The sequence below is a fragment of the Vibrio rotiferianus CAIM 577 = LMG 21460 genome (genome assembly GCF_002741985.1).
Lineage (GTDB): Bacteria > Pseudomonadota > Gammaproteobacteria > Enterobacterales > Vibrionaceae > Vibrio > Vibrio rotiferianus.
Map to the genome: position 1 here is coordinate 20782 of NZ_APHW01000013.1, position 21485 is coordinate 42266.

Here is a 21485-nt window from a genome sequence, read left to right on the forward strand (position 1 = left end):
AGTGGGGCGAGTGTTCGTCCCACCTCTGTTCCGTTTCATTTAATCGAAGAATAAAAACACCAGTCATCAAAGGTACTTCATGCAAATTTCTCAACTTGAACCACAAGATACCAGCATCGTTCTTAAGCTGTTGGGTGCACTGTTTTACTACCAGCCAAAAGATTACCCGGCGGCAAATCTCGATACGTTGCTGAGTAATACTGATACGCCAATTGAAGCGCTTAATGACATGCTGCGCAGCTTTCAAAACGAGAGCGAAGAGGCACTGCAAATGGAGCACGATCGCATGTTTGCCGGTATTGGTGAGATGCCAGCGCCACCTTGGGGTTCGGCTTATCTAGATAAAGAAGCGGTGTTGTTTGGTGAATCAACCATTGAATATCGTTACTTCTTGCAGCGTTGTGGTTTTGCTTTGGAATCTGACCAACGTGAGCCAGAAGACCAGATCGGCTTGATGCTGATGGTGTTAGGCATGTTGATTGAAACTGAACAGAAAAAACTGGCGGCTGAAATGCTGCGCGAACACTTGATGACGTGGTTTGGTTTTTTCAACAAGCGCTTCAAAAAAACGGTGACTCTCACGCCTTACTCAAAACTGTCGAACCTTACTGAAGAATTACTTCAATCCTTGAGTGAGCAATACCAAGTCGTTGTGCCAGCAAAGAGAGATTACTCGGATGCGCCAGTCTGAATCGGTTGACCTAAGCAAGCGACGTCTGTTTTCGTTCCGTCGTGCGCCAGTAGAGCAAGCTCAAGAGTCTCGTGTAAAAGCGAGACCGCCGTATGCGGTGGAAGAGTCGATGTTCACTCGGCTGTGTGATGGATGCGGTAAGTGCGCTTCGGCATGTCCAAGCCAAATCATTGAAATGGTCGATGGCGTTGCCGCGTTAGACATCAGTTACTCGGCATGCGATTTATGCGGCGCGTGTAAGTCGGCGTGCCCTACATTGGCGCTTTCTAACCAAACAGAGTCTACAGGCTTGATTGCCACTATCTCGAACAGCTGCGAAAACTTATACGGTTATTGCGGCAGTTGCGAGGACAGTTGCCCATATGATGCTTTGCAATGGCAAGATGATGTCAAACCTCAAATTGACGCTGCCAAATGCAAAGGTTGCGGACAATGCGCGCAAAGCTGCTACAACAGCATCATTAGCTTTGACTTAAAACGATAAAAAAGGGATTGGCGCGAACCAATCCCTTTTTGTTTGTACTCAATTCTATTTAATCTTACGCCAAGGTTGCCAATTGGCTTTGCGCGTCTGAAATGCCTTTCGCTGCTGCGTCTTCGCCCATGTTAAGCGCTTCTGCGTAAACAAACTCCACATCCGTGATACCAACAAAGCCCAATACTGTGCGTAGGTATGGTGTCATGCTGTCGGTTGGTGAGTCTTTATGAAGACCACCACGTGTGGTGACTACGATTGCTTTCTTACCTTCAATCAGACCTTGAACGCCATTTTCTGTGTATTTGAATGTCACGCCTGCACGAGCAATCAAATCAATCCAGTTTTTAAGCTGGGTTGGAATCGTGAAGTTGTACATTGGTGCTGCGATAACCAAAGTATCTGCTGCTTTAATTTCTTCAATCAAGGTATCAGATAGGTTAACCACTGCTTGTTGCTCTTGTGAAAGATCTTCTGTTGCACGAAGTGCTGTCGCAACGGAAAAGTCTAAAACTGGCAGTGGATTTGCAGCTAGGTCACGAACCGTTAGCTTATCTTGGTCTACATTTTTGATGAAGTCTTCAACCAGTTTGTTTGATTGAGAGTAATCGCCAAGGATGCTTGATTTAAGAGCTAGTACACGAGACATATGGATTTCCTTTAATAAGTGCTTTCGGCTATGTGATGCATTATAGGCAATGCCTAGCGACTCAAAACCCGATGGATTTGCTTAAGTTGTTCGAAAAAGTTGAATGACTGTTGGATGCTGCTTTCCGTTATCTTGTTCTAGCCCTTATGTGCTACAATCCGCGCAGTTTTATGTAATGAAAAGAATAGGAAACGCTTTGACTTCGTCACAGCCCCCAAAAAAGAATCCCGCTGAAGAGCAAGCGACACCGTCAAATGGTGCGCAAAACGCCAAAGCGAAGCAGGGTAATGCACCTCAAGCACAAGCTTCTCAGAATGCTGCGCCTAAGGCTCAAGTGAATAACGCCGCATCACTGCGCAAGGCACTTAACCAGTGCATGATGCGCGACCGCTTCCGTTTGAGTAAACGAATCTCTGGTGCGAGCAAAATCAAAAAAGACGCGGCACGTAACGCTGTGTTTGATGAAATCGCATTAGACATCGCCAAATCCATGATGGTTGTGGAGCAACGCAGTAGCTACAAACCAACGATTGAATACCCAGAAATTCTGCCAGTCAGCCAAAAACGCGACGACATTGCAAAAGCGATAGAAGAAAACCAAGTGGTTATCGTTGCGGGTGAAACTGGTTCAGGTAAAACCACTCAGCTACCAAAAATCTGTGCTGAGCTTGGTCGCGGTAAGTTCGGTCTGATTGGTCACACTCAGCCTCGTCGTCTTGCGGCGCGTTCGGTTGCGAACCGTATTGCTGAAGAGATGGAAACCAAGCTTGGTGAGTTTGTTGGTTACAAGGTTCGATTCAACGATCAGATCTCTGAAAATACCCAAATCAAATTGATGACGGACGGTATCTTGCTGGCTGAAATTCAGCATGACCGTTTCTTGAATCAATACGACACCATCATTATCGATGAAGCGCACGAGCGCAGCCTTAACATCGATTTTATCTTGGGTTACTTGAAAGAGTTGCTGCCACGTCGTCCTGATCTGAAAGTGATCATCACGTCGGCAACCATTGACCCTGAGCGTTTTTCAAAACACTTCAACAACGCACCAATCATTGAAGTGTCAGGTCGAACTTACCCAGTAGAAACGCGTTACCGCCCACTAAGTGGTGATGATGACAACGATCGTGACCAACTTGAGGGCATTTTCGAAGCGGTAGACGAACTGTGCGATGAAGGTTTAGGTGACATCCTGATCTTCATGAACGGTGAGCGTGAAATCCGTGATACCGCTGATGCACTGTCTAAACGTAATCTGAAGAGCACGGAAATTGTGCCGCTTTACGCGCGTTTGTCGGCGGGTGAACAGAACAAGATTTTCCAACCTCATGCAGGTCGTCGCATTGTACTGGCAACCAACGTAGCGGAAACCTCGTTGACGGTTCCGGGCATCAAGTACGTTATCGACCCGGGTACGGCGCGTATCAGCCGATACAGTTACCGTACTAAGGTTCAGCGTCTTCCAATCGAGCCAGTTTCTCAGGCGAGTGCGAACCAGCGTAAAGGTCGTTGTGGTCGTGTGGAAGAGGGGATCTGTATCCGTCTGTACTCAGAGGAAGATTTCGAGTCACGTCCAGAGTTTACCGATCCTGAGATCCTACGTACCAACCTAGCGTCTGTTATCTTGCAGATGACGGCACTTGGTCTGGGCGACATTCAAGCCTTCCCATTTGTGGAAGCGCCTGATAAACGTAACATCCAAGACGGTGTTCGTTTGTTGGAAGAGCTTGGTGCGATTAATGCAGAAGCGAAGGATCCAAAGAAACGCCTAACCAGCATAGGTCGCCAACTTGCGCGCCTTCCAATCGACCCACGTCTAGCACGTATGGTATTGGAATCACCAAAGCAAGGCGCGTTGAAAGAAGTGATGATCATCGCAGCGGCATTGTCGATTCAAGACCCGCGCGAGCGTCCAAGTGACAAGCAGCAATCTTCAGATGACAAGCACAAACGTTTCTTCCATGAAGAGTCAGACTTCCTGACGTTTGTGAACCTGTGGGATTACATCCAGAAGCAGCAAAAAGCGCTGACGGGTAACCAGTTCCGCAAGCAATGTAAACAAGATTACTTGAACTACTTGCGCGTGCGTGAGTGGCAAGATGTGTACTTCCAAATTCACCAGTCGATGCGTGAAATGGAATTCAAACTTAACGATGAGCCTGCGTCTTACCATGGCGTACACAGCTCAATCCTTGTCGGTTTGTTGTCGCACATCGGTATGAAAGACCAAGAGAAGAATGAATACCAAGGCGCGCGTAACGCTCGTTTCCATATCTTCCCAGCATCGGGTCTATTCAAGAAACAACCTAAGTGGATCATGTCTGCTGAATTGGTGGAAACCTCTAAACTTTGGGGTCGTATCATCGCCAAGATTCAACCTGAGTGGATTGAACCGTTAGCGAAGCACCTAATTAAGCGCAGCTACAGCGAGCCGCATTGGTCGAAGAAACGTGCAGCAGTCTTGGCACACGAGAAAGTGATGCTTTACGGTGTGCCAATTGTACCGAAGCGTTTGGTGAACTACGGCAGTATCGATCCAACCGTCAGTCGTGAGCTATTCATTCGTAGCGCGCTGGTGGAAGGCGAGTGGGAAACCAAACACGCGTTCTTCAAGCAAAACCGCAAGCTTCTTCAAGAAGTGGAAGAACTTGAACACAAATCTCGTCGCCGTGACATATTGGTGGATGACGATGAGCTGTTCGACTTCTACGACCAACGTGTTGGTACTGAAGTCGTTTCTGGCAAACACTTCGATACGTGGTGGAAGAAAGCATCGAAAGAGAACAAAGAACTGCTGAACTTTGAAAAAGAGATGCTGTTCAAGGGCGATGCAAGCCACGTTACTGATTTGGATTACCCGAACTTCTGGCATCAAAACAACCTAAAACTCAAATTGAGCTACCAGTTTGAGCCGGGTGATGACAGTGACGGTGTGACGGTACACTTACCGCTGCCGATCTTGAACCAAGTTGAGCCTGCAGGTTTTGACTGGCAGATCCCTGGCCTGCGCCATGAGTTGGTTGTGAGCTTGATTAAATCGCTACCGAAGACAATCCGTAAGAACTTTGTTCCTGCGCCAAACTACGCTGATGCATTTTTAGCACGTTCTACGCCAATGGAAGCGCCATTACTTGACTCGTTAGAGAAAGAGTTGCGACGCATGACCGGTGTGGAAGTTCTGCGCGAAGATTGGAATATGGATCAAATTCCGGAACACTTAAAGGTGACTTTCCGCGCGGTTGACCATAGAAATCGCAAGTTGAAGGAAAATAAAGACCTTCATGAATTGAAAGAGAGCTTGAAAGATAAAGTTCAAGAAACGCTTTCAAAAGTAGCGGATGACGACATCGAGCAGCAAGGTTTGCATACGTGGAGCTTTGGTGAGCTGCCTAAGGTGTACCAACAAAAACGTGGCGGTTACGACGTTAAAGCGTACCCAGCGATTGTGGATTCTAAAGACAGTGTTGAAATCAAACTGTACGAGACCGAATACGAGCAGGTTACGGCAATGCAAGCGGGTCAGCGTCGTCTGATCTTGTTGAACGTGCCGTCGCCAATCAAATATCTGCACTCCAACTTACCGAACAAATCGAAGTTGGGTCTGTACTTTAACCCTTACGGTAAAGTGCTGGATCTGATTGATGACTGTATCGCCTGTGGTGTCGATAAGCTTATCGAAGAGCAGGGCGGTTTGGTTTGGGAGCCTGAGAAGTTTGACGCGCTGAAAGAACACGTTCGTGCTGAGCTTGGTGATACCGTGGTGGAAATTGCGCAGCAAGTGGAAACCATCCTGACGACCGCCTTCAACATCAATAAGAAGTTGAAAGGCAAGATCGATTTCACCATGGCGTTTGCGTTATCGGACATCAAAGCACAAATCGAAGGACTGATCTTCAAAGGCTTCGCAACAGAATGTGGCTGGAAACGTCTGCCAGATATTCTACGTTACATGCGCGCGATTGAGCGCCGTATGGAGAAGTTGCCGATTGATCCGAATAAAGACCGTTTACACATGCTAAAAGTGGAGTCAGTAGCCAGTGATTATAAAGAGTTGCTGAACAAGATTCCAAAAGGCATGGTGATTCCGGAGAATGTAAAAGAGATCCGTTGGATGCTCGAGGAGCTTCGAGTGAGCTTCTTTGCTCAACAATTAGGCACTCCATATCCGGTTTCTGATAAACGTGTCAAAAATGCGATTGATGCTTGCTAAGCGATCAGTACAATAGCGGCGGTTTTTCTTGTGGGGATTACTGACTAATCAATGGTTTGTCCAGTTATAGGCTCTATTGGTACAGTAATTGCAGATTTTTGGCCACAAGTGATTTTTAGTCATAAGAGAGGCAAAGGTTCGCCTCTTTTATGTTTGCAGTACCAACCTCTGCCCAAAGCAGAAGTGGGTAATAATAAAGAGTAAAGGTTGATGATGAAGAAAACTCTATTGGCAGTAGCACTTCTTGGTGCTTCTTCTGCAGCAATGGCAGACTCGTGGATTTACGGCGGAGCGTCTGTAGGCCAGTCTGATTTTAAAGGCGAAAGTGACACTTCTTACTCAGTACACGTTGGTACAGGTATCTTGCCTATCATCGGTATCGAAGCAGGTGTAACTCAGCACGGTGAATTCAAAGTAGATGGCAAAGATACTAAGCTGACTTCTTACTACGCAGCACTTAAGCCAAGTATCGATTTCGGCCCGCTACACGTGTACGCAAAAGGCGGTATCCACCAGTGGGATAAGAAAGTTTCTGGCGGCACAAACGACGATGATTTCGATCTAATGTACGGTGTGGGTGCGGAATACTTCATTTTCGGTCCTATGTCTGTTGGTGCAAGCTACATGAACTACACAGCGGGTAAAGACGACATCGGTACTTTCTCTCTAAACGCGACACTGCACTTCCTATAATCATCGAGTTCTTCGAAGGTTTATTTGTAAAACGTCGGCAACATGCCGGCGTTTTTTTGTTTGTAAATCACACAAATAAATATTATTCCCCCACTTTCCGAAAAACGAGCTAGCTTTCTCATATAGTCTGGCTAGAAAAGCATAATAGACGCGAAAACACTCGTCTTATAGGCCAGTCTGGAATCCAATCAGAAAGGTATCACTATGAAAACAAAATTCTCGTTATTGGCTTTGGTGCTTTGTTCAAGTTCAGCGTTTGCTGACTCTTGGATCTATGCTGGTGGTCAAATTGGTCAGTCTGATATCGACAGCGAAAATGACACCACTTACGGTATTCATGTAGGCACAGGGATCTTGCCATTGATTGGTATTGAAGTTGGCTACTTTAACCATGGACAAGTTGACCTATCTTTAGGTGGAAACTCCGGCAGTGTGGATTTTTCTTCGTTCTACTTAGCAGCAAAACCTAGCATTGATTTTGGCCCTCTCCACGTATACGGCAAAGCGGGAATTAACGCATTTAATGTTGAATACAACGGATCATTAAGTTCTTTGGACAAGGATGATGGTGTGTCATATATGGTTGGATTTGGCGCTGAATACTTCGTTCTGGACAACATCTCAATCGGGGCGAGTTATCAAGCTTTTGGCGTGGATATTGAAGGAGATAGTGATAGCTTAAGTAGCATTACTGGCAATGTAACATTCCACTTCTTGTAATACTGGTTTCGCATCACCCCAAAGGCACCTTTCACAGGTGCTTTTTTGTTTTTTGTTGCCTTTCTTTCGTTCTGAGACCTTGTACTTTTAAACCGGACTTTTGTCCTGAAACTTTGTCCTGCTTCCTCATTATGATTGCGCCATCAGAACGAACGAGGAAAACATTATGACTGCTCATATCGCAGGTTCTGCAGAAGATTTTGCATCAACTGTTATCATGCCGGGTGATCCGCTACGCGCGAAATACATCGCTGAAACCTACCTAGATGATGCCAAGTTGGTTACGGACATTCGTAACATGCTGGGTTACACCGGTTACTACAAAGGCGAGCGCATTTCAGTCATGGGGCATGGCATGGGTATTCCATCAATGGTGCTTTACGGTCACGAGCTGATTAATGACTTTGGTGTGAAACGCATTATCCGAATCGGTAGTATCGGTGCGACGCAAAAAGACGTTCACATGCGTGACGTAATCTTAGCGCAAGCAGCAGGTACGGATTCACCAACTAACGCTAAGCGCAGCAGTGGCTACCACATGGCAACGTCTGCAACGTTTGAACTACTGCACAATGCTTACATGTCTGCGAAAGAGAAGGGCATTGATGTCAAAGTGGGCAATATTTTCACTGGTGATCTTTACTACGATCCGGATGAAGACATGATCCCTGCACTAGAACGCTTTGGCGTGCTTGGTGTGGACATGGAAGTGGCGGGCTTATACGGCTTGGCGCACCAATTCGGTATTGAATCTCTGGCGATTTTGACCGTGTCTGATCACTGCATTACTGGCGAAGAAACCACAGCAGAAGAGCGTCAGCTTTCTTTCAACAACATGATTGAAATTGCGCTAGAAACTGCCATTAAAGCTTAACCCTACGATTAAGTTTGTTTTGAGAGCTAGCTCGCTGGCTCTCAATCATGATAAGAACATCTATCCAATGAGCCCTTGGAGTGAACTATGAAAAATAAAATAACACTCACCGCAATTAGCTTTCTCGCCAACTTCATCATGGCGGGTTTTGCAACCCAATTTGGTATGTTGGTCGAACCGCTTGCCAACACCTTTGATGCGAACGTTAACGAAGTCGCGTCGATTTTCTCCCTATTAAACGGCGGCGCACTTGCTGGCACTATCGCTGCTTTCTTTTTGATTGAGAAAGTCGGCATCAAACGCATGACCGTGTTGTGTTACGGTGCGATTGCTGCTTCTGCATTGAGCCTATACGTTGCACCATCTCTGTTTATCGTGATGCTCGGAATGACTGTGATAGGTTTCTGTGGTGGTGTCGGTCTTTGTATCGCGGGTACTATCGTAGTATCGGTATGGAAAGACAAAATTCAAAGCACCATGCTGGTGGTTCAAGACGCGACCTTTAATGTTGCGGGCGTTGTTTTCCCTTTGATTACCACATATGCACTGACCAATGCCATGAACTGGAGCATCAGCTACCTGAGTGTGGGCGTGGTAGCGCTGGCAACTATGTTTGTTGCGCTGCTGACCAACTTTAACCAATGTGGCGGCGAAAGTGGCTCGGAGCAAGAGGCAAAATCAGAGTGGAACTTCGGTATCATCAGTGGCGGTGTGGGTTTGTTCCTAGGCATGCTTGCGCTATACACTTTCCTAACTTGGGCACCAATGTTTGTGAAAGAGAAGTTTGATATCCCATTTGAGCAAGCAGGCAACATCATCACACAATACTGGTCAGCGGCTTTGGTTGGTGCGTTGGTTTCTACCGTGATTGTGTCACGTATGAAGATTCAGACATTCCTACTGACTATCATCTCTGTTGCTATGGTGATCACTAGCGTTATCGTTACCACGGATAAACTAGAATGGTTGTCATACCTGACTTACGGTTACGGTTTTGCGTGCGCTGCGCTTTACAATGCCTTTATTGCTTACGGTGTATCGTTCGTGCGCAATGCAACCAGTAAGAACGTGTCATACATTTTGATCAGCGGCAGCGCGGGTGCGATGTTCAGCCCTGCAATCAGCTCGGTACTGGAGAGCGTGGTTGGTCTGCAAACCGTGATGTACGCAATCCCAGTTATCTACGCAGTCGTCGTCGCAATGCTGCTAGCGTCTATGAAGCTGAAAACCGCTAAGCAAGTTCAAACAGCTTAGTGAAAGCGAGCGAACTAAAAAGGTCTGCACTGTGCAGACCTTTTCTTATTTACGATTGAAGAGCTCAGCTATTCTTCGACAAAATTACGCAGTCCGTCCAAGTCGAGAATACGTAATCCTTTCTTTTCTTTGGCAATGAAGCCTTTGTTTTCAAGCTCTTTCACCGCGCGGCGATAAACACGGTCTGAGGTGGCAAATCGCTCCGCTTCCAGATAGTTCTTTTGGAAACCATCCACTGGCAGATCATTTAAATACTGATGGTAAATGTCGTACGCCACGTTATAGGTGATCGGGTAGAGTAACCGGCGAGAAAGAATTTCCACCGTATCTTGGTAATCAATCGCAATAGCACTGGCAAAGTAAAGCGACAGTCGAGGCTGCTCTAACAGGCACTTTTGCAGCTTTTGCGCGTCAATAATCGCAACTTCAACTGGCTCAACTGGGATAATATCCATTTGGCAACGATAGCCAGTAAAGAACTCCATCTCACCAAAGACTTGTTGTTCGCACTCAAGCGTGCCAAGCAGAAAGGTTTTGCCGTTTCTTGCCGTGACACCCATGGAGATGCGACCGGAATCGACCAGATATAAGTTCTCGACATGCTCACCTTGGGTGAGGAGCTTTTCGTTTTCATCAAAAATTCGGCGCGTACAGATGCAATCTCGGATCGTTTTTTCGATGAGATGTTTATCTTCACTCCATTGCGCCTCAAAGCGTCCTTTACCTAGGGTTTGTAATTGCATCGACGTACCTTAAATGACAATACCTGCGAGCTCAAAACGTGCCATTAATGACTTGTTCTCTTGCTGATACCAGCTTGCTGGCATGTTGGGTTTAAGCTGGGCTTTTTCTTGTTTACTGATCACAACATAGCGCAAAAACGTGTCGAGTGTGCTCGTCATCATTTCAAAGCTCATGTCGCCATCTTTACTGATGGTTTTTAATAGTCCAACGACCGTATCTTCAGGTATCAGCGGTTCGATTATCGTATGCTTACGCTCGCTAATCGTCTTAGAACAGGGCAGTGAAGCACGGGCAGTTTCCCAACACACTTTATTGGTTTTACTCACCAGGTTGTGTTTGTAGCAGTAATAGCTAAACAAAAAGCGTGACAGGTTTTGCCAGCGCTCAGCTTGGACTTCTAACCAAAGGTGTTGCAGATCGATATCAGCGTCGGTCATAGGTGTGATGTAGAAAAGAAAAAGAGGGGGTAGTGTAACTCGATTTTAGGTTAACGCCAAAAAGAGCGAATGATAAAAAAACGCCCCATACACGTTTTAAATTGAATAGGGCGTTGTTGTTTAATGATGATCTTATTTGTGTTCTAGATGCTTAGAACTGACCTAGATAGTGCCAATCTGCGTTATTTGGATTTTCCTCAGTTGGCCAAGGGAAGTACCAGTATTTACCGTCAATTAGGCGATAGTAATGGTAGCCACCACGGAAGTGATAAACGTATATGTCGTTAATCGTTCCCGTTTTGTTGTTTTCACCCCAAATACCCATACGCTCTTGCTTATGCCAAGTCAGGATCTCCGCTTCGAACTTGGCTAGGTCACTGTTAAGTTCCGTAACGTATTGCTCAATATCAGTATCGCTACCAATAAAGCGCCAATCAGCGTCAGAGATGTTTTGGGCCGGCAGAGTACTGTTTACGCCTGGGCGTTTTTGCATAAAGTAGCGGCGTTCGCCGTCTGCATCGGTATCGATGAAAATGGCGTTTTCCGATGCTCCCCATGCCGTTGTGCCTGCTTGTTCCCATGTCAGTAAATTAGACTGATTAAAGTAGTTCGCTACTCGCTGTGCATTGTCGATGCTACTACGATCAATCATCAGTGGGTTAAAACTGAACTGAACATGATTTTCTGCTGAGCCTAAATACTTCCAGCCCTCATTGTCTGCTTGATTGGTTGGGAAATCCGCGGCAGAAATGTCACGCATTAGGAAGTAATCACGTGTTCCTGTTACTGGGTTAGGGTACACGTAAAGTGCACCAGCGCGGCGTTCTGCGTTTGTCTCACCATTGTTCAGTACACCTGCACCGTAGTTGTCAGCAACGAACTTGTCGAAGTCAGCAACAAAACCAAAATCGATGCTGTTTAATGAAGTGTTATCAGTAAATAGTACTTGTTGATCAACGTATTGCCTGTAACCGTGTTCCTGACCTACAAAAATAGGGCCGACGAGCTTATCAATTGCTGGGTTTTGATCAGGGATCAAGCTATCCAGAACTTGCTCACCGTTGATGTCGGTACAGCTTAAGGTTACACGAGTCGGTAGTGGTAACTGCTCTAGGTTAAAGTGGAACTTGTTACTTTGCGAATCGTTAAGTCGGCTACTTGCAACCGCAACACTTTGTACTGAGCCGTCTTCACGCTCAACCGTGACTGCGCAGCTACGCTGAGAAATCATACTTGGTTGGAACATGCCACCTTGGTGTCTTGCATAACGCCAATCCGCACCGTTGTTGTGTTGTACGCCAGTAAATTGCTGACAGTGTGAAGATGTAAAGTAGCCTGCGCCGTCATGGCTCGTCCCTCGCTTGTCTAGAACACAAAGTGGTACTTCGCCAATTTCAGCGTTTGGTGTGTAAGTCACCGCGCCTTCACCGTATTTAGACAGCAACGAGTAATCATGATCTTGAGATACCATGTGTTCACGTTGACCATTGATGCTCCAATACATGTCTTCGCTGCTTTCACAACGAGCCAAATCATCGCTTACCGTACCGACAAAGTTTGCGCTTTCGCCATTGCTCGCTGTGTAGCTGAACTGACAAATACGTTCTTGTCCGTTATTTACCTTCATTGTTTGCCAGTGATCTTGCTGGATCTGCTCATCGGATAGAGAAGATACCGCTTGCCAACCTTCCGGATGGTAAGTCACTTCAGGTGCTGATGGTAGTTCAAACACGTTACCGTAGTTAGAGTAAATCAGCGGGTAAACTTGGCTTGCTAGTTCGTTGCGTGGATCGTAAATACCCAGCATAGTGACAACAGGCACACCTGCAGCGCTTGGTACTGGTGTATCGGTTTGCGCTTCTTCGTAACTTTGGTTTTCTTGGTTCCAACGTACATAACCAGTAGAGCTGTTTAAATCAACGTTAAAGCCGTTATTCAGCCAAGCTTGAACACGTCGAGACTGAGAAGGGTGCTCCAGCGTGTAGTGACTAATGGTGCCCAGCAGTGCCGCTTCACCACCAGCTTGCGCATCACGCATAAAGCGGAATTCGTCTGCAAATGGTGGGATAACTTCACCACCAACATCATTGGTCGTTGCTTTTCCTGTCCAGTGTAAGTTACCGATAAAGCGGCGATGCAGAGCATCCCAACCCCAACCAGATTCCAAATCGTGAGTTGATGCATGCCAAGGGTAGTGACCCAAACCAAAGTTATGACCAAGCTCGTGCGACCATTCGTTACCAGTTGTCGCCGTTAAAGTCACGATGCCACCGCCGCCACTGCCGCCATGGTCAATAATGCCGTTGGTGTACACGCCGCGGTTGGTGTGTGCAGTAATGTGGTTGAAGCGTTTATTGTAAGCTTGCGAATAACCTGCGCTATCGGTGATGCCGACGTTAGCATTATTTACACCTGTTGATACGAGTGCCTTACCAATCGCTTCACGCATGTCGCCACCGTGCCAACCGCCTTCACCATCAGAACTTGAGGTGTAAACCTTGCCATTTGGTAGCGTTACTTTCGGGAAATAAGCGGCAGTGTAATCCGACATCACCAGTTTAGATGCTGGGATCTTCTGGAAGTAATCGGCGCTCAGTTTTGCCATGTTTTTGATCATGGTGTTGCCATCACGCGGTGCGGTGAGCATACCCATGTCGATGTTTTGAATGATAAGCTCCGGCGCACCGCCAAAGACAAGTTCATTGGCAGCTAAGTCGCCTTGACGATCTGTGTTGTCCGTTAAGCGCAGCGACAAGCCTGGTTTCATCCAATTCCATTGCAGCGGCAGTGACCACGCGTGATGGGAGAACACCACTTTAGAGCGTCCATTATCTGGCTGATCAGAAGCCGCAAGCGCGCTTGGTGGCAGCATTGGGAGGCGAGTGATTACAGTGCCTTCAAAGCTCACTTCTACCCAAACTTGTTGAACGGTTTTGTCCTCTGGCATGAATAGGAGCAAGGCTTCACGGTCGATCACCAAGTCAGGGAACAGGTTCACATCGTTTTGATTCGGGGCGGTGGTAGTATGGGTCTGAGCAAAATGGATAGAACCAGTCAAATCGCCATTCAAGTGATTTACTAGTGGCAATTCGTCTGCGTAACCAAGGCGTGCGGCACTTGTCGTAAACTCAACCTTCTGTGGTTCGATACAATCAATCGCATTGCATGAAGAAAGCTCTGCGGTGTAGCGAGTATCTGGTTTTAGGTTGCCAATGAACAAGCCAGATTGAACGTTGTCATAGCGAACTGGCTCTGCACCTGATTCGGTCAATGTCAGAACCACATTGTCATTAGCGTTTTGCGTAGTCCATTTTAGCTGAACACCTTGATCTGAAACGCTGGCTACATTCAATGCATTGATGCTTGGTGTAGATAGGTCACCACAGTCCGAAGTTTCGATGTTTTGAATCATATCTGACTGCCAAATGTATTCGCCATTTGGCCCCTTAGAGCCACGAGCTGCAGGGATATATTCGACGTAGCAACCTGTGTCGTCTGGGTTCATCACGCCAAACTCTTTATGGAGCAGGTAGAAGCCACCGTTATACCAAATAAACTCCCATTCCGGACCGACGAAGTCCACTACGTTACGATAAGCTTGATCTTGGTCTCCAAACATAAAAGGGAACTTAGGGTAGTTATCGAAGTTGACCCAGTATTCATGCCCTTGAAAATCAAGGTAAGTTTTGCCATCACGTAGATACGTGTCTTGACCTTTTTCTACCAATTGCTTGAGCATTTCAATGCGTTCAAAGGTTTGATTTCCGATTTCGACCATAGTTAAGTCGTGGTTCGCGTTTGCGAAAGCGGCTGTACTTCCTAGGAGTGAAGAGATCAGCCAAGCGAGCGTATTTTTCTTCATATTAGACTCTACTTTTGACAATTTAATGGACATCAATGAGTCACAATAAACTTGGACTCTTGGGGGGGGATTTACATAACTCGCTTCAATGTGAATGAGTTATGAATGGGATTATCTGATGAGAATTTAGTTTGAAATAGGTGGGTTGGGCTCGCTTGTGAACTTGCTTCCAGCCCCAGCTTGATGGTGGAATCAGATTGGAACCTTATGTCCAAATTTGTCGTTATCTATCTATTCAAGGTGTTGATTTTTATGTAGTTGGCATCTTAATTGAGCGAAATTTATAAGTGTTTAGGCTTTTTATTAAAATACGTTGGTGTAAGGAGAGTAAATAGCCAATGTTCAGGGCAAAAACTGATATTGTGGCCATCTATTTTGGGGTTTCTGGTGACAGTGTCACAAAGTTGTGGGCAGATTTATGGCACTAGATTATTATTCACAGTGAGCACAATCTAGTAAGTGAAGTAAGCAAAAGTCTTTAATAAAAAATCCCCTTCAAGCATAGGGCCGGAAGGGGAGCAAAGTGATTATCTGAATTTAGGTTTGCAGTGAGCTTATTTTACTAGGAAGTGTTTAACGAACTCAGTGATTTTCACCATGTCGTCTACCGCGATGAATTCTTCCGTAGTGTGGACTTTTGCCATACCTGTAGAAAGGTTTACGGTTGTTAGCCCTTTCTTATTGAAGTTGTTCGCGTCGCTACCGCCACCTGTGCCTTTAGTGAACGCATCGATGCCCATGTCAGCGAATGCCGCTTTGATTGCTGATACGTGTGCATTGTCTTCTTCGATAACAAACGCGTCGTATGCACGGCTTGATTCGATTTCAACTTCTGCACCATGTTTTTCGCACACAGACTCGAATGTAGAGATCATGTGGTTTACTTGCGCTTCTAGCTTCTCGCCATTTAGAGAGCGAGCTTCGGCAATGATTTTTAGCTCTGGCATTACGATGTTAGTCGCTTGACCACCATTTACCATACCGATGTTTGCTGTTGTTTCTTCGTCGATGCGAAGCAGGTTCATCTGATTGATGGCATCTGCCGCTACCATGATTGCACTGATGCCTTCTTCAGGAGCTAGACCCGCGTGTGCTGGGCGGCCTTTGATTGTCGCAACGATTTTTTGCTGACCAGGTGCTGCTGTCACGATAGTGCCGATAGGACCGCCTGTGTCTAGTACGATCGCTTCTTTAGACGTTACGTGCGTCATGTCGAAGTACTCAGACCCGAACAGACCGCCTTCTTCATGCACAGTGAATGCAAGCTCTAGTGTTTTGTGCTCAAGGTTTTCTGCTTGGATGCAGCGAACCGCTTCCATGATTGCCGCAATACCAGACTTGTCATCACCGCCAAGAATTGTATTGCCTTTAGAGCGAATGATGCCGTCTTCAATGATTGGCTCGATGCCAATACCCGGCGTTACTGTATCCATGTGGCAGCTCATTAGGATAGAGCCTTCTTTCTTACCTTCTAGACGCGCGTATACGTTAAAACCGTTAGAAATGTGTTCTGGTACAGGTAGCTTTTGAACTGTAAAGCCTAACTCGCCTAGTTGCTCAGCTAGAGTTTCTGCGATTTGTTTTTCATTCATTGATTCGCTATCGATGCGAACCAGTTGGCAGAAGTGTTCAACTAGACGTTCTTGATTGATTTGTGTCATTTGGGTGTCTCTTTCTTTCTGGGTCGAGACCGCATCCGTATCGTGCGGGCCCGAAAGGGAACAGAACACCTCTTATTACACACCTTAACCCTGTTAAAACTGTCTTGAATCAAAAAACACCGCTGCCTGACATTGTTCTGACCTGAGAAATACCGGATCTGATGCGGTGGTCACGAAATCATTCATTTCATCTGATGTGAAGTCACTCGCTCTAGTTCGTGAAATAAAAAATAAAAATGACAATAGATAAGAAATTGTTTTAAAGACTAGGTTGTCAATAAATGAGGAAAAAATAAGCACTATAAATAGACCACTACGGCTAATAAATAAGGTGTGCAGTGATGAGTTTTTACTTTCGACTATTCGTTCTAATTATTACAAGTGTACTAATTGGCTTATTTCTTTTTCTAGAGTTGTCGTCAGCTGCTTTTGACAGCGAACACGGTACTGAGTACCCAGTCGGTAGCTTTGAAGTCCATATGTTCTTTGAACGACATCAGAATTACTTATGATGTTAAATGTTCTTTAAAATCAGTGTCTTTAGTTTTTTTTATGTCCGGATTTTATTTCATCATTTTATTTCATTTTTAAATTCTCGAAACAAATCTTTGGTTAAGGCAAGTTGGAAAGGAACAAAAATACCTAAGTAACTTCGAGATACTTTGTTCAGTGAGAAGAGCATAGCTTGCAGACGCGGCGGTGATTTGAAGGTCTAGTGTCTCTGAATCCTGCATCTTGAAGTCACTGGCGTAGCCATATAACGATGAATCCTACATATTTGGAGTTTTACCATGACAACAAAAACAACTCTTAAACCTGGCCTTGAATATAGCAACGAAACCGTTTTATATACTGGCAACATCATTACGATGAATACAGAGCAGCCGAAAGCAGGCGCTGTTGTTGTAAAGGAAGGTAAGATACTGTTCACTGGTACCAAAGACCAAGCTGAAACATACCTAAACAGTGAGAAGTTAGACTACCGCTGTGATGAGCAATTTGAAGGAAAAACGATTGTTCCAGGCTTTATTGAAGCCCACATGCACCCGCTGATGGCGGCTCTGTTTACAGGCATGTTCGAGTATGGCGGCCAGTATGATCGCTTAGGTGTTGGTGGCAAACTACTCAAAGGCTGCTCAACGGAAGAGACGCTAAAAGCCCGCATTAAAGAATTAAAACAAGAGCATGATAATGCAGGGAAAACAGGTGACTGGCTTAACCTTTGGGGTCTTGACCCATTATTGATGACCGATGGCTCCGTAGTAAACCGCGATTTCCTTGATTCAGTGGTTGATGATTCTCCAGTCTTTTTCATGCATGCGAGTTGCCACTTAGCCACAATGAATTCGCAAGCAATCGAAAAAGTAGGGTACAGCTTAGATGATGATCCAGAGTTTATTCTCCGTGAAAACGGCCGACTAACGGGTGATATCGCAGAGATGAAAGATCTATATCGTGCACTGAATGTTGGCGCATTTAACTATGGCACTGATCCTGCTGTTATCGGAAAAACATTGATTGATTACGCGAACATTGCGCATTCACTCGGCGTAACAACCGTTGCTGATTGTGGTATGGGTATTCCATCGAACCCATATCCGTTGTATCAAGCACTCAGTTCAAACCCAGCATTTAAACTTCGTGTGACTGCATACCCACTTGCTGGCGTATTCAGCGTGGATGAAGCGAATGCGATGAAAGCAGAGAACAACGATCGTTTAAGCATTGGTAGTGTTAAATACGTGAATACCGATGGCTCTATTCAAGGGTTTACTGCTAACTTATTGGACGGACAAACATTCTATAATGGCAAGCCAAGTACATCACTGACTCGTGATATTGAAGAGATCTATGAAGCTTCTCTTCCTTTTCATAAGGCGGGCTACAATATCTCTTTCCACTGTAACGGCAATGGTACAACAGAAAAACTGTTAGACCTTATCGAGCGTATGCAAAAAGACACGCCAATGCCAAATGCACGCCACTGTTTAGAGCACAACCAAATGGTGACAGATGAGCAGATGGATCGAATGAAAGAGATGGGTGTTTGTCACAACCTGTTTGGCACTCATATTCCAGTATGGGGTGACGTGCACGCGACTCAAACCGTTGGGCCAGAGCTTGTTAAGCGCCTGAATCCATTCCAAACCTCTGCGAAGAAAGGCATTCCGTTCTCTATCCACTGTGATGATGGTGTAACTCAGGTAAACCCGCTGTTTATGATGTGGGGGGGGCGATGAACCGCCAGTGCATCTTCTCTGGAAATGTATACGGAGAAGAAGAGTGCCTAACTGCAGAGCAAGCTCTACATGCGGTAACGCTAGGCGCAGCGTACCTAATGGGTCATGAGGAGAGCAAGGGTTCAATTTGTGCTGGTAAGCTTGCAGACTTTGCAGTTTTGGATGCAAACCCTCTCGAGACACCTAAGCAACAAATTAAAGATATTCGTGTGCATGCCACAGTGCTGGGTGGCGATGTCACAGTGCACCAAACGGTTACAACGTCAGTGAAAGAACCAGAAATGGCTTAATATAAATCTCACACTTTCACTTCAAGTCAAAGAGCACCTAATCAGTGCTCTTTTTTTGTATTTTATGTCGGTATACCCAAGTGACTTCAAGATGCAGGATTCAGAGCGTTGTCATTGATTCGAGTTCAAGGAAAACAACGCAGCGTAATAGCCAGCTCTTTCCAAGTTGTTTGACGCAGCCATTGGTTTAATAAAAAACCGAGTCAATGACACGCTCCCAAAGGGCACTCTTTACAAATAGTAAGGGCCTTGGCTTGTATACTTTGTTGCCGATTCTTGATTTAGAACCACTAGACCTTTAAATCGCCGCCGCGTCTACAAACCAAGTCATTCTCGCTGAACCTAGCATCTCGAGGTTACTTGGGTATATATCAGTTGGATGCATAGGCTTGTTTTAGCCTTACTCGCTCTTCAGCGTCGTATTACTGAAATGTTACATGGTGGACAGCTAGCAAAGACATCGCGGTGCAGTCATGCTTTAGATTCGCTTAGAAGAACGGTTTCGCGTTGAGTTCTCCGCTATCTCTGTAAGTGGAAGGTTTGCCAATGTCGAGCTCTTAATATAGAAGCATGATGATAAGTTTGGTTGGGGTTCTCAATTGACCTCTGAATCCACGACTTAAAGCAAGTTAGATGCATCCAGTTCAGAATTCGTGATTTGGATGTAAGATTTCATACCTTCATACCTTCATACCTTCATACCTTCGTATCGCTATACCTTATTCCAATCACAGCAACTCAGTGAGCAGAGTTATCGAGCGTTATAACAGGCTAGAATGATCAGTTATTTACCACGATTAGTATTATTGTTGCCTTCGGAGTAAACAGAGCGACTGGCTTTAAGTTCAGCAAGGCTTTGAGTGGCACAGGGAATGGCAGGGTAACGTTTAAAAGGGAGCTGCATCCACTATTGAGTTAAGTTGATGCAGCGTAGATAAAGATAAGAAAATGGGAACGGACGGTCAGAAACTTAATGCTGACCTTTCATCAGAGGCTTTGGGGGTTGCGATATCTTCGTTGGTTTAGTCTTACACTTGGTGCTTTGATGGAGGATTTGAAAGCTCACATAACCACCGAGAAGTGCGATAGTGGCAAGAATTCCCATTGCAAGGTTGAACCCCAATGCGCGAGCCTTAGCATTTTCGTTCAATAGATAGGAGGTTTGGTGAGAATCAAGTTGATAGCGTTCGAGTAGCACTTCAACTCGACTATCGTCGATATAGGGCACATGAGATATTTGATTTAAATCAGAGACAAAAGAGCGAGGGTAGTAGGTAGTTATCTCATGATTCGAACGAATACTGTGATCCATTGCCCATTGATTCAAACCACCAAATAGGCTGATTCCCAGCACTAATCCGATGTTTCTTACCGTCGCTTGTAAGCCGCCAGATTGCTCTGCCTCTCGCTCTCCTAATGCGCTAGTAATGATGACAGGGCATTGTGATGCCAAAATACCCATAGAAGCACCAAGTATGCCCATTCCGACATAGAAGGGTGGCAGTATGTACAAGCTTTGGCTTGAGAATATTAGGGTAGCGCTAGCGGTTAACATCCCAATGAAAGCGGTTTGACATAGCCTCTTTGGGGACTGCTTTTTGAATACGATTGGCGTCGCGATGGATAAACCAATCATACATGCAGAGAAAAGAAGAATGATCGCCCCTGAATGTGCAGATGAAAGGGATATTGCGACTTGTAGGTAAGTGACGATAACAAAACTGCTGCCACCGAGCGCGATGTACATTAAAGCGAGAACAATGAAACCTGTTCGTGATGCACGGTTTTTAAACCAACTGAACGGCAGCAAAGCAAAGCCGTGACGTTTCTCAAATCGTATTTGCTGGATGACGAACAGCGTAAAGAGCATGGCTCCGAAGCAGAGCAAAAATAGAGCCGGGCTGAAAGGAAAAACAAAGCTCAGCAATGTAGGAACATTAGCTCCGTTTAATACTTTAATTGCCCCCCCCAGTAAGGTATTTTTACCAATCCGAAAAAGATAGTTACGGTACTCGCCGCACCCAATATCGCCCCAACCGTATCGAACTTAGTTGGTTGATTGGTGTGTATAGGGCGAATCCCAAAAATGGCGGCAATAAGACAGGAAAAATAGCAGACCGCTATAAGAATGAATGGCCAAAACCAACTGGTATTATCGTGTAGCCAGCCACTAAGTAAAGGGATGAGAGCTGCTGCTAGCCCCGTAGAAGCCGCCATGAGTCCAAAGCCGATAGCACGATCTTTTCCAGGGAAATGGGCAACAACAAGTGCGAGGACTGCAGGAAGAATCAGTGCGGATGCAATGCCAGCAAGCGGGCGAATTAAGAGCGAAATTGTGTTGATGTTATCAATGGTCATGAAACCAAGCGTAGAGATGAACCCTACTGATGTCCCAAGGATCAGGAGTCGTCGCCAGCCGATGATCAAGCCTAATATGCTAGCAGGGAGCATGAAAGCAGCGCCAACGAGAGGTTGGACAATTCCCAAAAATTGAATGTTGGAAATGTCTGTTTGAAATACATTAACGAGCGCTGAGGTTGAGATCGAAAGGTTTGCTACGTCCGCGGAGAGCGTGAATTGCGCCAAACACAGTGCAATGAGCAACCAAGTCGTTTTTTTATCTTTAGTTTTATCCATAGAATCTCACTAGGTTTGCAGAGGTAAACGAATAAAGCCCCGGCA

The 21485-nt window shown here is 45.7% G+C and carries 16 protein-coding genes; 9 read left to right on the top strand and 7 right to left on the bottom strand.

What is annotated here, in order from left to right; translation table 11 throughout:
- The first annotated feature begins 79 nt into the window (after nt 1-79).
- Complete coding sequence (locus B853_RS05700; protein WP_038885456.1) at nt 80-691, top strand: TorD/DmsD family molecular chaperone; 612 nt, start codon at nt 80-82, stop codon at nt 689-691.
- A complete protein-coding gene (locus B853_RS05705; protein WP_038885455.1) occupies nt 678-1175 on the top strand; it encodes a 4Fe-4S binding protein in 498 nt (165 codons plus the stop codon). Before B853_RS05700 ends, B853_RS05705 begins: the two co-directional genes overlap by 14 nt.
- A gap of 55 nt (nt 1176-1230) precedes the next feature.
- Here the strand turns inward: B853_RS05705 and B853_RS05710 are convergent, their stop codons facing one another.
- Nucleotides 1231-1815 (bottom strand): FMN-dependent NADH-azoreductase, encoded by a 585-nt coding sequence (locus B853_RS05710; RefSeq protein ID WP_038885454.1) that lies wholly within the window; start codon nt 1813-1815, stop codon nt 1231-1233.
- A gap of 196 nt (nt 1816-2011) precedes the next feature.
- On the opposite strand from B853_RS05710, the gene hrpA reads away from it, so the two are divergent.
- From hrpA to tsgA, 5 genes are all read left to right on the top strand, one after another.
- Nucleotides 2012-6028 (top strand): ATP-dependent RNA helicase HrpA, encoded by a 4017-nt coding sequence (gene hrpA, locus B853_RS05715; protein WP_173399867.1) that lies wholly within the window; start codon nt 2012-2014, stop codon nt 6026-6028.
- Between the two features lie 213 nt (nt 6029-6241).
- Nucleotides 6242-6721, top strand: coding sequence for a porin family protein (locus B853_RS05720; RefSeq protein ID WP_010447800.1), 480 nt, complete (start codon nt 6242-6244; stop codon nt 6719-6721).
- A 204-nt stretch (nt 6722-6925) separates the two neighbouring features.
- On the top strand, nt 6926-7441 hold the full coding sequence (locus B853_RS05725) for a porin family protein (RefSeq protein WP_038885453.1): 516 nt from the start codon (nt 6926-6928) through the stop codon (nt 7439-7441).
- Nucleotides 7442-7604: 163 nt separating this feature from the next.
- Entirely contained in the window at nt 7605-8315 is a 711-nt protein-coding gene (gene deoD, locus B853_RS05730) for a purine-nucleoside phosphorylase (protein WP_373854493.1), read from the top strand.
- A gap of 87 nt (nt 8316-8402) precedes the next feature.
- Nucleotides 8403-9569 carry an MFS transporter TsgA gene (tsgA, locus tag B853_RS05735; RefSeq protein ID WP_038885451.1) on the top strand — a complete coding sequence of 389 codons (1167 nt, stop codon included), beginning with the start codon at nt 8403-8405 and terminating at the stop codon, nt 9567-9569.
- 68 nt (nt 9570-9637) lie between these two features.
- Here tsgA and B853_RS05740 read toward each other — a convergent pair whose 3' ends face one another.
- The 4 genes from B853_RS05740 to B853_RS05755 form a co-directional block, all read right to left on the bottom strand.
- Nucleotides 9638-10312 (bottom strand): Crp/Fnr family transcriptional regulator, encoded by a 675-nt coding sequence (locus tag B853_RS05740; protein ID WP_038885450.1) that lies wholly within the window; start codon nt 10310-10312, stop codon nt 9638-9640.
- A 9-nt stretch (nt 10313-10321) separates the two neighbouring features.
- Nucleotides 10322-10750 carry a hypothetical protein gene (locus tag B853_RS05745; protein WP_038885449.1) on the bottom strand — a complete coding sequence of 143 codons (429 nt, stop codon included), beginning with the start codon at nt 10748-10750 and terminating at the stop codon, nt 10322-10324.
- 151 nt (nt 10751-10901) lie between these two features.
- Nucleotides 10902-14612 (bottom strand): M66 family metalloprotease, encoded by a 3711-nt coding sequence (locus tag B853_RS05750; protein ID WP_152435598.1) that lies wholly within the window; start codon nt 14610-14612, stop codon nt 10902-10904.
- Between the two features lie 554 nt (nt 14613-15166).
- Nucleotides 15167-16273 (bottom strand): M20/M25/M40 family metallo-hydrolase, encoded by a 1107-nt coding sequence (locus tag B853_RS05755; RefSeq protein WP_038885445.1) that lies wholly within the window; start codon nt 16271-16273, stop codon nt 15167-15169.
- Nucleotides 16274-17064: 791 nt separating this feature from the next.
- Between B853_RS05755 and B853_RS05760 the strand changes: the two genes are divergently transcribed.
- Together B853_RS05760 and B853_RS26660 are read left to right on the top strand one after the other, a co-directional pair.
- On the top strand, nt 17065-18513 hold the full coding sequence (locus B853_RS05760; protein ID WP_282957152.1) for an amidohydrolase: 1449 nt from the start codon (nt 17065-17067) through the stop codon (nt 18511-18513).
- Nucleotides 18510-18803 carry an amidohydrolase family protein gene (locus tag B853_RS26660; protein WP_282957153.1) on the top strand — a complete coding sequence of 98 codons (294 nt, stop codon included), beginning with the start codon at nt 18510-18512 and terminating at the stop codon, nt 18801-18803. Before B853_RS05760 ends, B853_RS26660 begins: the two co-directional genes overlap by 4 nt.
- 970 nt (nt 18804-19773) lie before the next feature.
- Here the strand turns inward: B853_RS26660 and B853_RS26360 are convergent.
- A complete protein-coding gene (locus tag B853_RS26360; protein WP_249027397.1) occupies nt 19774-20673 on the bottom strand; it encodes an MFS transporter in 900 nt (299 codons plus the stop codon).
- 77 nt (nt 20674-20750) lie between these two features.
- On the bottom strand, nt 20751-21440 hold the full coding sequence (locus tag B853_RS26365; protein ID WP_249027398.1) for an MFS transporter: 690 nt from the start codon (nt 21438-21440) through the stop codon (nt 20751-20753).
- Nucleotides 21441-21485: the final 45 nt, after the last annotated feature.